A 14555-nucleotide genomic window follows, 5' to 3' on the forward strand; every position below is an offset into this window, starting at 1 on the left:
TCCGTCCAGACCTCAGTTCCGCGCTCCCGGCTCCATCGCAGCGCCCAGTCCTGCCATCATCGCCACGAATTCCGGAAAGCTCGTGGCGATCATGCGGACGTCGTCGATGGTGACCGGCGCCTCGCTCGCCATGCCGAGAACCAGGAAACTCATGGCGATCCGGTGATCGAGATGGGTGTCGACCCGGCCGCCGCCAAGCCCCTTGCCGCCGGGTCGGCCGGTCACGGACAGGCTGTCCTTGCCCTCGACATGGGAAATCCCGTTTGCCTCCAGACCCTTGGCGACGGCCGAAAGCCGATCGCTTTCCTTGACGCGAAGTTCGTCGAGGCCCTGCATCAGCGTCGTGCCCTCGGCGAAGGCGGCGGCGATGGCCAGCACCGGATATTCGTCGATCATCGAGGGCGCGCGCTCCGGCGGCACGGTGACGCCCTTCAGGTCTGAGTGGCGCACGTGCAGATCCGCGACGTCCTCGCCGCCTTCGTTGCGGCGATCGGCGATCTCGATCGCGGCGCCCATTTCGAGAAGCGTCTCGATGAGGCCGGTCCGGGTCGGATTCATCAGGACGTTCTCGATGACGACGTCGGAGCCCGGCGTGATCAGCGCCGCGACCAGCGGGAAGGCGGCGGAGGACGGGTCGCCCGGCACCGTCAGGTCGCCGGCGGCGCGCAGCGGACCCTGACCTTCCAGGGCGATGTGCCGTGCGCCCTCGGCGTCGAGCGTGACGTCGAGCTTCGCGCCGAAGCCCAGAAGCATCTTCTCGGTGTGGTCCCGCGTCGCCACCGGCTCGATCACCGTCGTCACGCCGGGCGCGTTGAGGCCGGCGAGGAGGACGGCGGACTTCACCTGGGCCGAGGCCATCGGCACCCGGTAGGAGATCGGCGCGGCGACCCGCGGCCCGTGGATCGACAGGGGCAGCCGATCGCCGGAGCGCGCCACCACCTGCACGCCCATCAGCCGCAACGGATCGAGCACGCGGCCCATCGGACGACGCGACAGGGAGGCGTCGCCGACGAAGGTGGCGGCGAAATCATAGGAACCGACGAGGCCCATGGTCAGCCGCACGCCGGTTCCGGCATTGCCGAAGTCGATGACGCCCTCGGGTTCGAGGAGGGCGCCGTTGCCGACGCCGTCGACGATCCAGACGTCGCCGTCCTTCTTCATCCGGGCACCCATCGCGGCCATGGCGCGCCCCGTCGCCAGCACGTCCTCGCCTTCGAGCAGCCCGCTGATCCGGGTGGTGCCGGCCGCAAGGCCGCCGAAGAGGAACGCGCGGTGGGAGATCGACTTGTCGCCCGGGACGCGGACCCGGCCGGTCAGCGCTCCGGCCCGCCGGGAGGCGAGGGGGCGGGATGCCTGATCGATTGGTTGCATGGTCTTCACTCCCTCGCGACGGTGCGGCCCGGCGGCGCCGTCGAGCGTTGTCGGGGAGCGCTGGCGCGGCCCCGATGATGGCGCCCTTTCTGTCGTTCCAATCGGCCTTTGACAAGGGCTGGACGAGGCCGTATGGACCAGCCGATTTTGCAGGACCAAGGCCTGGCGCGGCGAGCGGAGAGGTTTTTGCTCGAAATCCGCGATCACCGGCATGAGAGCCTTGGCGAAAGTTGCGCCGGCCGGCGATCGAGGGCACCCGCCGCCGCTGCCGGCATCAGGAAATTCAGACAGGAATGACGAGGCAATCATGGCAAAGCCCGAACTCGGTACCAAGCGCATCGACCCGGAAACCGGAGGCAAGTTCTACGACCTGAACAAGGATCCGATCGTCTCCCCCTTCACAAAGAAGTCCTACCCCCGCTCCTATTTCGAGGGGGCCAAGGTCGTCGAGGAAGAAGAAGCCGAGGAGACCGAGACCGTCGAGGTCGAGGCGTCGCCGGATACGGTTTCGCTGCAGGACGTCGCCGAGGAAGAGAACGATTCCGACGTGGACGGCCTGCCGGACGTCGACGACGATTCCGACGATGGCGATGACGATGACACCTTCCTCGAGGACGAGGAAGACGACGATGACGTGTCGGACATCATCGGCGGCGGTCGCGAGGACGACGAGGACTGAGATCGTCCGATCCGCCGTGTCCGGCGGGTCGGCGTTCGACGGGGTCCCCGACGATGGAGGGCCTCGAAACTCGAAAGCCGGCGGAGCCCGACGGTCCCCCGGCTTTCTTTATGTCTGCGGGTCGCAACGGCTTTCACCCCGAGCCGACGTCGCGCGGAGGCATGCGGCGATGCAGCGATGCGGCCGGGCGTCCGGCCACGACGCTGACGGGCCGGACGCGGGGGCGCCGGCTTTCGAGCGCTCGCTCCCCTTCGTGCCGAGCCGGGTGCCCGAACTTTCCGCCAGTGGGCGAGGCGCTGCCATCGCGCCTCGTCGGATCAGCCGTCCTCGCCGAAGCGGTTTGCCACCAGCTCCTGCAGCGCGTCGAGCACGGCGACCGCCTCGGGGCCGCTGGCGCTGACGTCGATCGTCGTGCCCTGGCTGGCGGCGAGCATCAGCAGGCCCATGATCGACAGGCCGCCGACGCTCATGCCGTCGCGGGTGATCGTCACCTCGGCCTCGAAATTCTCGACCGTCTCGACGAAGCGGGCGGAGGCCCGCGCATGCAGCCCGCGCTTGTTGACGATCGGGAATGTCCGGCGGGTCTCTCCGCCCTTTCGCGGCCCTTCGCCCTCGTTCGATGGGGGGGCGGCCGGTTCGGACCCGGAGGAGGACGCGGCACCGCAGGGAGGCGTTTCGGATCGACCCTCGTGGCCGCTCTTGTGCTCGAAGTTTCGCACGGTTCGTTCAGTTCCCGCTGAGCACTCGGCTGGCGACGTTGATGTACTTCCGGCCGGCCTCCTGGGCGGCGAGAAGCGCTTCGGACATCGGCTTTTCCTCGCGCACGCTGGCGAGCTTGATCAGCATCGGCAGATTGACGCCGGCGAGGACGTCGATGCGGCTGCCTTCCATCACCGAGATCGCGAGGTTCGACGGCGTGCCGCCGAACATGTCGGTGAGAATGATGACGCCCGACCCGCGCTCGGCGCGCGCCACCGCCTCGACGATGTCGATCCGCCGCTGCTCCATGTCGTCCTCGGGGCCGATCGAAATCGTCTCGAAAGCGTCTTGCGGCCCCACGACGTGCTCGACGGCGTTGAGGAACTCGTCGGCCAGCCGGCCGTGGGTGACGAGGACCAGTCCGATCATCGAGGCGCCGTCTCGCAAATCCGTTTTCGACCGGAACTTGCCATGCACGATTTCTCCGTTCTCCGACGATGGCCCCCGAAAGTCGGGCGGCAGCTTCGCCCCACCCGGCTTTCCGCGCAGACGGCTCCGCTCTCGAGCGGAAGCGCCATGCCTGCGCCAGTCGGTCGGCATCTTGGCAGCCTTGTGTGAATGCGCAAGCGAAATGATTGCCGGCTAGGCTCCCCTGATGCTTTTGCGAGCATTCAGGGTGGCGCCTGTTGCAAGCTTCAATCAGGCAGCCGACCCGAAATCGCCAGCGTGGTCAGAATGTCGGTGGAAAGCGCGGCATCGCGCTGTGGCAGGCTGAGCAGCGGCGCGAGGTGGCCGAGGATTTCGGCCGTGCGCGGCGGCGGATGGCGGATGATCGCCGCGGGCGGCACGAGATCGACGACCAGCCAGAGCGGTACGCTCGGCCGAAAGGGTTCGCGGACGATGCCGAGACCGGCGATCTCGAGCAGACCCGCGATCTCGGCGGGTGCCGAAAGTTTGATCGCTCCCTCGCATGGCTCGGCGATCACCCGGTCGTCGGCGACGAATTCGGCTTCGACGCCGGCGCCGCGCCGCAACAGCGCCAGGACGAGGGCCGACTTGCCGCTGCCTGCCGGCCCGCGGATCAGCACGCCGCGGCCGGCGAGCGCGACGGCACAGGCGTGGAGGTTGACGGCGGCGGTCATCCGGCCGGCAGCGAGACGACGAAACGGGCGCCGCGGACCCCGCCGGGCGCCGCCGGATCGACGATGTTTTCCGCCCTGAGCGTTCCTTCGTGGGCCTCGACGATCTGGCGCGAGATCGACAGGCCGAGGCCGGAATTCTGGCCGAAGGCCTCGCCCGCGGGACGGTCGGTGTAGAAACGTTCGAAGATGCGGTCGATCACTTCGGCCTGGATGCCGGGGCCGTTGTCCTCGATCGAGACGACGACCCGCGGACCGCGACGACGGATCAGGACGTCGATGCGGCCGCCGTCGGCCGGCACGAAGGAGCGGGCATTCTCGATCAGATTGGTGAACACCTGGCTCAGTCGCAGGTCGTGTCCGGACACGACGTAGCCCTGCTTCTGGGTCGCCGGCAGCTTCTGCGCCTCGAAATTGATGGTCAGTTTGCGGCCCGTCGTCGTATGGCCCCGCGCGCCGTCGACGACCGAGCGCAGGAGCGCGGCGAGATCGACCTTGTCGGCGACGTTTCGCGCCAGTTCCGCGTCGAGGCGCGAGGCATCCGAAATGTCGGTGATCAGCCGGTCGAGACGCCTCACGTCATGCTGGATGATCTCCATCAGCCGGCTCTTGGAGGTCTCGTTCTTGGCCAGCGGCAACGTCTCGACGGCACTGCGCAGGGAGGTGAGGGGGTTCTTCAGCTCGTGGGAAACGTCGGCGGCGAAGGATTCGATCGCGTCGATCCGGGCATAGAGGGAGCGCGTCATCTCGCTCAGGGCGCGGGCGAGATTGCCGATCTCGTCGGTGCGGTCGCCGAAGTCGGGGATCGCGGCCCGGTCCTTGACGCCGCGGCGCACCCGGATGGCGGCGGCTGACAGCCGGCGGAGGGGCGTCGCGATGGTCGAGGCGAGCAGCGTCGACAGGACGATGACGACAAGGGCGGCGACGCCGAAGACGCGCACGATCGCCATGCGCTCGGCCTGGACGATCTTGTCGATGTCGCCGCCCTGGGTCGACAGCAGGAGCACGCCGAGGACGGCGCGGAAGCGCTGGATCGGCACGGCGACGGAGACGATCAGTTCGCCGTTCTCGGTCGCCCGCACGACGGTGGCCGGTCCGCCGGTCAGGGCGTTCATCACCTCGGGATAGGAGGTGCCGGAGCCGCCGGGCGCCTCGTGATAGATCGGCAGGTCGCTGCCGGTGAAGATGCTGCGCAGGTAGTCGAGGAACCGGCCGGCGGGATCGGGCTCGTCCTGGGCGACCGGCGGCAGGTCGTAGCGCAGGATCTGGCCACGGGAATAGAGGTGGCGGGAATCGAGGATGAGATTGGCGTCCCGGTCGTAGAGCCGCGCGCGCGTGCGGGTCGGGGAGATCAGCCGCCTTAGGAGCGGCGCGACCCGTTCGGGATTGATCGGAAAGTCGAGGCTTTCCGTCGCCTCGGCCGAGGGCGCGAGCGTGTCCCCGGCCTGCAGTTCGAGCAGCTTTTCCGGGTCGAGGGTGATCGAATTGGTCTCGACCGTCGCCGAGGAGGCGATCGCCGCGGCGATGATTTCACCCTGGGTCAGCAGGCTCTCGACGCGGGCGTCGATCAGCCCGGCGCGGAACTGGTTCAGATAGAGGATGCCGGTGACGAGGACGATCAGCGCCACGAGGTTGAGAAAGACGATGCGCCGGGTCAGCGACGAGAAGATCGAGTGGCCGAGCAGCCACCGCACCCGATAGAGCACGCGGCGGATGAACGGCAGCCGGCGCAGGCGCTTGCGCAACGCCGCGTCGCGGCGCTGGCGCCTGTCGCGCGCCTCCTGATCCTGCTTCTCTTCGCCTTCCAAAACCGAAACCATGAACCTTCATGTCTCGCGAGGGGGATCTCGGGGCGCCTCCGGCGCTGCCGGGCGCTGATCGCTTGCGGGGCGCGTTCAGCCGGGGTTGTCGCGCCGTCGCCCCGCATCGTCGCGGTTTCCGGCTCCGTCGGCGGCCGGGCTTCGGCCACCCGCGATCCTGCGCATGACCGCGAAGTTCGGCGAGTACGACCGGTTACGCCTCGCGGAAGCGGTAGCCCACCCCGTAGAGGGTTTCGATCATGTCGAAATCGTCGTCGATCGCCTTGAACTTCTTGCGCAGTCGCTTGATGTGGCTGTCGATGGTGCGGTCGTCGACATAGACCTGTTCGTCATAGGCGGCGTCCATCAGGGCGTCGCGGCTCTTCACCACGCCCGGCCGCATCGCCAGCGAGTGCAAAATGAGAAATTCGGTGACCGTCAGGGTCACGGGCTTACTCTTCCAGGTGCAGGTGTGGCGCTCCTGGTCCATCACCAACTGGCCGCGCTCCAGGGAGGATTCCGGGGCTGCCGTCGCGCCGGGCTTGGCCGTGACGTCCCGCGGCGCGCCGCGCCTCAGGATCGCACGGACGCGTTCGACCAGGAGCCTTTGCGAGAACGGTTTGCGGATATAGTCGTCCGCGCCCATCTTCAGCCCGAAGAGCTCGTCGATCTCCTCGTCCTTGGAGGTGAGGAAGATCACCGGCAGGTCGGACTTCTGGCGCAGGCGGCGCAAGAGTTCCATCCCGTCCATGCGCGGCATCTTGATGTCGAAGATGGCGAGATGCGGCGGGCTCGATTGCAGCCCCTCCAGCGCGGATGCGCCGTCGGTGTAGGTCTCGACCCGATAACCCTCGTTTTCCAAAGCAATCGAGACGGACGTCAGAATGTTTCGGTCGTCGTCCACGAGGGCGATTGTCGGCATTTCAAACTTCTCCAGTCTTCGATCCGGCTGCAGTTCGCAATGCGTGCCGCACGGTGAAGGCCGCCGGATCTGGCGTGGCGGAGGCGCGACCGGCCGGCGCTGCAGGCTCGCCTGCCTCCGCCGATTTCGAACCATGCCATCGCATGAGATAAGCCCCTTACTCGACATCAATCCGCATAAAAATGTGGCACGCCGCGAAATCGGCAACGGGGCCCGATGTTATGGCCTCGATGCGTCTGCCGGGCGGCTCGATCCGGCTCGTCCCGAAGCTTCGGCCGCGCCATCTCGGCGTCGCGACCCATCTTTTCGCTGACGCTCACGAGGCGCGTCGCCGAGGCTGATCGACGCGCATTATAACAGAAGACGGCGGGAATACAGCCCGGGGGGTGGGGTGGCGGCCCACGTCGCCTGCCACGCTCGAACGTCCGAGGGCGCCCCGAGGGGGCGATCGTTTCTGGAATGAAGTATCGGTGCGGATTTAAGCATCGAAACGATTAGATCACCAGCAAACCCGACTTAATCGATTAAATTACTGATATCGTTAAGTTTTAATGGTGAAAGTGCTTGCGGCTGACTGGGCTGTCGTCTATCTGTCGTGAAATCCAGGGTGGGTCGAGCGAGTTTTCAGGAGGCGAGTGGTGGATCAGATCGGGACGCGAAATCCGCAAGTCGGGATCGAATCGACGGGGCTGGAGGGGCTCTCCTCCGTTCGCTGGAACCTGCCGGAAGCCGAGCTCGTCGAGATCGCCGTCAAGCGCGGCGAGGCACGGCTGAGCGCCCATGGCGCCCTCGTCGCCACCACCGGCAAGCATACCGGCCGCTCGGCCAAGGACAAGTTCGTCGTTCGCGACGAAAATACTGAGCCGGCGGTATGGTGGGACAACAATGCCGCGATGGAGCCGGAAGCCTTCGAGCGGCTTTACGAGGACTTCAAGCAGGCGGCGAAGGGGCGCGACCTCTTCGTGCAGGATCTGATCGGCGGCGCCGATCCCGAAAACGCCATCAAGGTCCGTGTCGTCACCGAATATGCCTGGCACTCGCTGTTCATCCGCAATCTTCTGATCCGTCCCTCCACCGAAGCGTTGAAGAGCTTCGTGCCGGACATGACGATCATCGACCTGCCGTCCTTCACCGCCGATCCGGAGCGCCACGGCTGCCGCTCCGAGACGGTCATCGCCTGCGACCTCACCCGCAACATCGTCCTCATCGGCGGCACTTCCTATGCCGGCGAGATGAAGAAGTCGGTGTTCACGGCGCTCAACTGGCGTCTGCCGGCGAACGGCGTCATGCCGATGCACTGCTCGGCCAATGTCGGCCCGCAGGGCGACGGGGCGGTGTTCTTCGGCCTGTCCGGCACCGGCAAGACGACGCTTTCGGCTGACCCGCACCGCACCCTCATCGGCGACGACGAGCATGGCTGGGGCGAAAACGGCGTCTTCAACTTCGAGGGCGGCTGCTACGCCAAGACCATCCGCCTCTCCCCCGAAGCCGAGCCGGAGATCTTCGCCACCACCCGTCGCTTCGGCACGGTGCTGGAAAACGTCGTTCTCGACGAGAACCGCGTCCCGGACTTCGACGACGGCTCGCTCACCGAAAATACCCGTGCGGCCTATCCGCTGCACTTCATCCCCAATGCTTCGGAAACCGGCCGGGGCGGCCATCCGAAGAACGTCATCATGCTGACGGCCGACGCCTTCGGCGTCCTGCCGCCGATCGCCAAGCTCACCCCGGCCGAGGCGATGTATCACTTCCTGTCCGGCTACACGGCCAAGGTCGCCGGCACCGAAAAGGGCGTCACCGAGCCCGAGGCGACGTTCTCGACCTGCTTCGGCGCGCCCTTCATGCCGCGCCATCCGAGCGAGTACGGCAACCTCCTGCGCGATCTCATCGCCTCCCACGGCACGAACTGCTGGCTGGTCAACACCGGCTGGACGAGCGGGGCCTACGGCACCGGCAAGCGCATGCCGATCAAGGTCACGCGGGCGCTTCTCGCGGCTGCCCTCGACGGCAGCCTGAGCGCCGCCGAGTTCCGCAGCGACCCGAATTTCGGCTTCCAGGTTCCGGTCGCGGTCGAAGGCGTCGATCCGGGCATCCTCGATCCGCGCTCGACCTGGAGCGATGCGGCGGCTTACGACCGCCAGGCGGCCAAGCTCGTCTCGATGTTCCGGAAAAACTTCGAGCGGTTCGTCGACCATGTCGACGAGCAGGTGGTGCAGGCGGCGCCGGCCCTGCCGATGGCCGCCGAGTAGATCGACGGGCGACGACGCCGGCGCATCCCTGCGTCGGCGATCCGACACTTTCCTGGGAGGGAACACGGCATCGGCTGGCGCTGCATCTTCGCAGGCGCCGGCCGGTGCCGAATGCGTTTGGCGCTCCGGCCGGCCGCGGGGGCGAGCGCTGCCGGCAGGGCACGACCGTCGCGGCTGTGGTGCGAGATTCGACGGTCGCCCTTCACGCGGCGGCCCCGCCGTGCTTCAGACTGTCCGGAGGAGCCGCTGCGCCGATCTGCGACCGGGGCAACGGTGCGACGACGGAAAGGACCATGGCCGAAACACGAGATCTCAGGATCAGCAATGCGGTCGTCCTGCCGGAGGCCGACCTCGAGGAGCAGTTCATCCGGGCGTCCGGGCCGGGCGGCCAGAACGTCAACAAGGTCTCCTCCGCCGTTCAGCTGCGTTTCCTCGCCGGCCGGTGCGAAGCCATATCACCGGAGGTGAAGCGCCGGCTCCATCGCCTGGCCGGACAGCGGGCCACGAAGGACGGCGACGTGCTGATCGAGGCGTCGCGCTTCCGCAGCCAGGAGCGCAACCGCGAGGACGCGCGCGAAAGGCTGGCGGATCTGGTGCGCGAGGCGCTGCGGCCCCCGCCGCCGCCGCGCAAGAAGACGCGGCCCTCCAAAGGCGCGGTCGAGCGCCGCATCAAGGAAAAGAAGGGCCGCTCGAAGATCAAGGCGATGCGCCGCTCCGTCGGAGACTGAGAAAAGGCCTCGTCCCCGCCATTGGACGGCCGGGGAGGGTAGCGGCTCCTGCCGGATGCTGCCGTCCGACGGCTGTCTCGACCGAAATCGCTCCGAGGCGAGGGGCGTATGGCCGTCGCCATCTGCAGCGTGAGACCGGCGCCGCCGACGGGCCCGGCGGATGCGCTACGTTCGAAATCTCGTCCGGATGCGGTCGGCGGGTGGCGTCAACTTGACGCATCCTGCAAGTATCGAGGCGAATTCGTTCCTGAATCTTCGAGTGCCATCTCCGCTCGGCTTGCGGCGAAATAGAATTTCGCCATGCCTTGGAGCGCCTTGCAGTGGATTTTTTCTACAATTTGCGCTGGCGTGGGCCAAAAGATCTGTTCGATCGTGACCGAAGAATGGCGCGAGCCGGGCATGGTCAATAATGCGTGAAAGAATACTCGGAAGCCGTGACCGTGCGAGTGCGTAACTTCGACATCCTCCGTCGAGAGGGTTCGAAACAACGTTTCAAACGGGAGAACTCGAACATGTTGAAGTCCATGATCCGTGCCGCCGCCGTCACGACGCTCGTCGCCGCCGGCTCGCTGGCCGTCGCCCCTGCCGCCCTCGCGCAGGACACCATGAAGTCCGACACCGGCGCGATGGCCGGCGACATGCCGATGGTCGGCGGCGCACCGATGGATCCGCAGAAGACGATCCCGGAAAATGCCTCGCAGGCCGACAACCTGACCACGCTGGTCGCTGCGGTGAAGGCTGCCGGTCTCGTCGAGACGCTGAGCGGCGACGGCCCCTTCACGGTGTTCGCACCGACCAACGCGGCCTTCGAGAAGCTGCCGGCGGGCACCGTCGACGACCTTCTGAAGCCGGAGAACAAGGACAAGCTGACGAAGATCCTGACCTATCACGTGGTGCCGGCCAAGGCGACCTCCGAGGCGGCCATGCAGATGATCAAGGACGACGGCGGCGCCCACACGGTGAAGACCGTCGAGGGTGAGCCGATCACCCTGCGCATGGACGGCGACAATCTGGTGGTCATCGATGCCAGCGGCAACGGCGCGGTGGTGACCCAAGCCGACGTCATGCAGTCGAACGGCGTGGTGCACGTCATCGATACGGTTTTGATGCCGAAGATGTAATCGCCGCGAAGAAGTCGGCCTCGCCGGTTGGCCACGTTTCCGGCCGGCCGCTTTTTCGGCGACGGGGGCGGGGCAGGGCGTAACGTGCCTTGCCGCGCCCCCGAACACATTCGTGAAGAGCCGCGGCGCCGCGATCGCTGGCGTCCGGACGAAGACGCACCATCTCAATCCTCGCGCGAACGAGGTGGTGGGCTACCATGGAGCTTTTGGCGATGATCAGACGCAATTTTCTCAAGGCCGGTGTTGCCGCCGTCGGTGCCGTGGCGCTGGGGCGCAAGGCGGCGGATGCGGCCGAAGGCAAGTTTCCGGTGTCCCACACCGAGGCCGAGTGGAAGAAGCTGCTTTCGCCCGACCAGTACGCCGTGCTCCGCCAGGAGGCGACGGAACGGCCGTTTTCGAGCCCGCTGAACGCCAACAAGAAAGCCGGCGTCTACAACTGCGCCGGCTGCGACACGGCGGTCTATTCGTCGGAGACAAAGTTCGAGTCCGGCACGGGCTGGCCGAGCTTCTGGGCGCCGATCTCCTCCGAAGCCGTCGGCACGACGACCGACTACAAGCTGATCTATCCGCGCACCGAGGTCCATTGCGCCACCTGCGGCGGTCATCTCGGCCACGTCTTCGACGACGGCCCGAAGCCGACCGGCAAGCGCCATTGTATCAACGGGGTGGCGCTGAAGTTCAACCCGGGCGCCGCCCAGGCCTCGTGACGAGCCGCGCTTGACGGCGCGCCCGTCCGCCAGAAGGAAGGATGACGGGCCGGACCCGTTGGGATCCCGCGATCGGAGCCCGGCAGGACCTGCGGCTTGCGAACCGGGCGGCAGGTCCGTTTCTTCAACTCTTCTGAACATTTTCGGCCCAGGATGGGGAAGGCAGCTTCGCTCGCGACATTGAAGCGGCACCCGGCCGTCGCCATATGATCGGTTGTGCGGACGGTGCCGCTTACGGGCCGTCGCCTGTGAAGTCGCTTGAACGAGGGCTTTGACCGATGTCTCGCATGACGCCTTTCTCCAGCCCGTTGATGCTCGGTTTCGACAGCGTCGAGAAGACGCTCGAGCGGATCGCCAAGGGCGGTGACGGCTATCCCCCGTACAACATCGAGCGCATCCGCAAGGACGCTTCGCTGGATCGGGACCGGGACTGCGATGCCGGGGACCTCATCCGCATCACGCTTGCCGTCGCCGGCTTCCTGCCGGAAGACCTCGAAGTGACCGTGGAGGAGAACCAGCTCCTCATCCGCGGCCGCCAGAGCGAAGAGGACGGCGGGCGCGAATACCTGCATCGCGGCATCGCCGCGCGGCAGTTCCAGAAGTGTTTTCTGCTTGCCGATGGCATGCGGGTGATCGGGGCGCAGCTGAAGAACGGGCTGCTCCTGATCGATCTGGCGAAACCGGAACCCGAACGCATCGTCAGGAGAATCGAGATCGCGGTCAACGAATGAGCGGATCTCGCGTTTGCCTTGAAAGGAGACGACCATGACCGATCATGTTTCCGGCAATCCTGCCTCCTTCGACCTCGCCGCCTTTGGCGAGGGGCAGATCGCCTATATGCGCCAGATGTCTTCCGACGAGATGCGCGCCCGGTTTCCCGCCGCCAAGTCGATCCAGCCCGGGCTGAAGCTCTGGGCGCTGTTCGGCGCCGACGGGACCCCGCTGGCCGTCTCCGACGACCGGTCGAGCATCTTGGCCAGCGCTTCCCAAAACGAGCTCCAGACCGTCAGCCTCCACTGACGGCGGATGGTCCGTTCAGCGACGACCCCGTCGGGGCCGTCGCTGCCGGGACGTCTGCTCGACGCCGTCGAGGCGGGTCAAGAAGGGGTGATCTGCGGTCTCAACTCGACGGTCCGGCAGGTGGAGGTATCTTCGCCCAGCCGCGCGCTACGCGCCCCCCTTCGGATAGCCGCGGCGACGGAAGAAACGGGATCTCGGACGCTCAGGCCGCCATCATCGAAGTCTCGGGCTTTTTCGCACCCGTCATCAACGCCACCGCGTCGTTCATCGTCGCCATTTTCGGATCGACGACGCAAAGCCGTTTGCCGAGCCGGTGCACGTGGATGCGATCGGCGACCTCGAACACGTGCGGCATGTTGTGAGAGATCAGGACGATCGGCAGGCCGCGGGAGCGGACGTCCTGGATCAGTTCCAGGACCTTGCGCGATTCCTTGACGCCCAATGCCGCCGTCGGCTCGTCGAGGATGATCACCTTCGAGCCGAACGCGGCCGCGCGTGCAACGGCGACGCCCTGGCGCTGGCCGCCGGACAGGGTCTCCACCGCCTGGGCGATGTTCTGGATGGTCATCAGCCCTAGATCGGAGAGCTTTTCGCGGGCGATGCGCTCCATCGCCTTGCGGTCGAGCATCCGCAGATATTTGCCGGCGAAGCCGCTTTTCCGGATTTCGCGGCCGAGGAACATGTTGTCGGCGATCGACAGGGCCGGCGACAGGGCAAGGTTCTGATACACGGTCTCGATGCCGGCTTCGCGCGCCTCCATCGGCGAGGTGAAGCGCACGAGTTCGCCGTTCAGCCGGATCTCCCCCTCGTCGGGTACGACTGCGCCCGACAGGGTCTTGATCAGCGACGACTTGCCGGCGCCGTTGTCGCCGATCACGGCGAGGATTTCGCCGGGGTAGAGATCGAAGTCGGCATGGTCGATGGCGGTGACGCGCCCGTAGTGCTTGACGATGTTGCGCCCGGAAAGGACGGGTTGCCTGGCGCTCATGCCGAAATCCTCCGGATCCATTGGTCGAGTGCGACCGCCAGAATGATCAGACAGCCGGAGGCGAAGAGAACCCATTGCGGATCGGCGCCCGCGAGCTTCAGCCCGGTCGCGAAGGTGCCGACGGTCAGGGCGCCGAACAAGGAGCCGAGGATCGTGCCGCGCCCGCCGAAGAGCGAGGTGCCGCCGATCACCACGGCGGCGATCGAGTCGAGATTGGCCTCGGCGAAGGAGGACGGCGAGATCGACCCGACGCGGCCGATCGCCGCCCATGCGGCGAAGGCGGCGATGAAGCCGGCGACGACGTAGACCGAAAACACCACCTTGTCCGAGCGGACGCCGGCGAGATCGGCCGCTTCCTTGTCGTCGCCGACGGCATAGACGTGTCGCCCCCAGGCGGTCAGCCGCATGATGTAGGAAAACACCGCGAAGATCAGGACCATCAGGACGACGGCGTAGATCACCGGGGCGCCCATGATCGTCAGGTTCCAGCCGCCGATCGAGACGCGTTCGCCGAACAGCTTGAGCAGCGGCGCGGTGGCGTCGATGGCCTGGCTGCGGATCGATTGCGAGCCGGTGTAGAGATAGACGGTGGCGAGGACGATCTGCCACATGCCGAGCGTGACGATGAAGGGCGGCAGCCTCACCCGCGTCACCAACAGGCCGGAGATGGCGCCGAGGCCCATCCCGACGCCGAAGCCGCCGAGGAGGGCGAAGGGCGCCGGCAGGCCGTAGGTGACGGCGAGATGGCCCATGGCGACGTAGCTGAGAACCATCACGGCGCCGATCGACAGATCGATGCCGGCGGTCAGGATCACCAGCGTCTGCGCGCAGGCGAGAATGCCGACGATGGAAACCTGCTCGAGGGTGATCTTGATGGCGAGGCCGGTGATCAGCCGCCCGTCCGTCGCGATGGCGAAGACGATCACCGAGGCGAGCAGGATCAGAACCGGAACGAGCGTCGGATTGTTGTGGAGCAGATGCTGGATCTGTCCCATCCACGAGCGCTTCGGCCGATCGAACACGGGGCTGCTCGTGTCTGCGTCACGGGCGGAATGCTCGTGATCGGTTGATTGGCTGACCATCCTCGCCTCTTTCGATGGAGTGACGGCGCGCCTCGCCTGAGGCGCGCCTGC

Annotated in this window: 15 protein-coding genes; 7 read left to right on the forward strand and 8 right to left on the reverse strand. The window is 66.6% G+C overall.

Annotation, left to right across the window (positions count from 1 at the left end; translation table 11 throughout):
* Positions 1-12: 12 nt before the first annotated feature.
* The gene (gene aroA / locus LZD57_RS14990) at positions 13-1371 is read right to left on the reverse strand and encodes a 3-phosphoshikimate 1-carboxyvinyltransferase (protein WP_233720289.1); all 1359 of its coding nucleotides are present in this window, start codon (positions 1369-1371) and stop codon (positions 13-15) included.
* A 307-nt stretch (positions 1372-1678) separates the two neighbouring features.
* On the opposite strand from aroA, the gene LZD57_RS14995 reads away from it, so the two are divergent.
* Positions 1679-2050: a TIGR02300 family protein gene (locus LZD57_RS14995; protein ID WP_233720290.1), complete on the forward strand. Its 372-nt coding sequence runs from the start codon at positions 1679-1681 to the stop codon at positions 2048-2050.
* Positions 2051-2367: 317 nt separating this feature from the next.
* Here LZD57_RS14995 and LZD57_RS24170 read toward each other — a convergent pair whose 3' ends face one another.
* The 5 genes from LZD57_RS24170 to LZD57_RS15020 all read right to left on the reverse strand — a co-directional run bounded on the left by LZD57_RS24170 (position 2368) and on the right by LZD57_RS15020 (position 6609).
* Positions 2368-2769, reverse strand: a complete 402-nt coding sequence (locus tag LZD57_RS24170; RefSeq protein ID WP_338034706.1) for an HPr family phosphocarrier protein — start codon at positions 2767-2769, stop codon at positions 2368-2370.
* Between the two features lie 7 nt (positions 2770-2776).
* Positions 2777-3178 carry a PTS sugar transporter subunit IIA gene (locus LZD57_RS15005; RefSeq protein WP_233720291.1) on the reverse strand — a complete coding sequence of 134 codons (402 nt, stop codon included), beginning with the start codon at positions 3176-3178 and terminating at the stop codon, positions 2777-2779.
* 266 nt (positions 3179-3444) lie between these two features.
* Positions 3445-3891, reverse strand: coding sequence for an HPr kinase/phosphorylase (locus LZD57_RS15010; protein WP_233720292.1), 447 nt, complete (start codon positions 3889-3891; stop codon positions 3445-3447).
* The gene (locus LZD57_RS15015; protein WP_233720293.1) at positions 3888-5708 is read right to left on the reverse strand and encodes a sensor histidine kinase; all 1821 of its coding nucleotides are present in this window, start codon (positions 5706-5708) and stop codon (positions 3888-3890) included. Before LZD57_RS15015 ends, LZD57_RS15010 begins: the two co-directional genes overlap by 4 nt.
* Positions 5709-5901: 193 nt before the next feature.
* Positions 5902-6609, reverse strand: coding sequence for a response regulator transcription factor (locus LZD57_RS15020; RefSeq protein WP_233720294.1), 708 nt, complete (start codon positions 6607-6609; stop codon positions 5902-5904).
* A gap of 647 nt (positions 6610-7256) precedes the next feature.
* On the opposite strand from LZD57_RS15020, the gene LZD57_RS15025 reads away from it, so the two are divergent.
* From LZD57_RS15025 to LZD57_RS15050, 6 genes are all read left to right on the forward strand, one after another.
* Complete coding sequence (locus tag LZD57_RS15025; protein ID WP_420844822.1) at positions 7257-8858, forward strand: phosphoenolpyruvate carboxykinase; 1602 nt, start codon at positions 7257-7259, stop codon at positions 8856-8858.
* 293 nt (positions 8859-9151) lie between these two features.
* Positions 9152-9586, forward strand: coding sequence for an alternative ribosome rescue aminoacyl-tRNA hydrolase ArfB (gene arfB / locus LZD57_RS15030; protein WP_233720296.1), 435 nt, complete (start codon positions 9152-9154; stop codon positions 9584-9586).
* Positions 9587-10098: 512 nt separating this feature from the next.
* The gene (locus tag LZD57_RS15035; RefSeq protein ID WP_233720297.1) at positions 10099-10707 is read left to right on the forward strand and encodes a fasciclin domain-containing protein; all 609 of its coding nucleotides are present in this window, start codon (positions 10099-10101) and stop codon (positions 10705-10707) included.
* 212 nt (positions 10708-10919) lie between these two features.
* Complete coding sequence (gene msrB, locus LZD57_RS15040; protein WP_233720298.1) at positions 10920-11414, forward strand: peptide-methionine (R)-S-oxide reductase MsrB; 495 nt, start codon at positions 10920-10922, stop codon at positions 11412-11414.
* Between the two features lie 278 nt (positions 11415-11692).
* Positions 11693-12145, forward strand: a complete 453-nt coding sequence (locus tag LZD57_RS15045) for an Hsp20 family protein (protein ID WP_233720299.1) — start codon at positions 11693-11695, stop codon at positions 12143-12145.
* Positions 12146-12179: 34 nt separating this feature from the next.
* Complete coding sequence (locus tag LZD57_RS15050) at positions 12180-12434, forward strand: BQ00720 family protein (RefSeq protein WP_233720300.1); 255 nt, start codon at positions 12180-12182, stop codon at positions 12432-12434.
* Between the two features lie 202 nt (positions 12435-12636).
* Here the strand turns inward: LZD57_RS15050 and LZD57_RS15055 are convergent, their stop codons facing one another.
* Positions 12637-13443, reverse strand: coding sequence for an ATP-binding cassette domain-containing protein (locus LZD57_RS15055; protein WP_420844821.1), 807 nt, complete (start codon positions 13441-13443; stop codon positions 12637-12639).
* Entirely contained in the window at positions 13419-14504 is a 1086-nt protein-coding gene (locus LZD57_RS15060) for an ABC transporter permease (protein WP_255699973.1), read from the reverse strand. Before LZD57_RS15060 ends, LZD57_RS15055 begins: the two co-directional genes overlap by 25 nt.
* Between the last annotated feature and the right edge of the window lie 51 nt (positions 14505-14555).

Source organism: Jiella avicenniae (genome assembly GCF_021390325.1).
Lineage (GTDB): Bacteria > Pseudomonadota > Alphaproteobacteria > Rhizobiales > Rhizobiaceae > Jiella > Jiella avicenniae.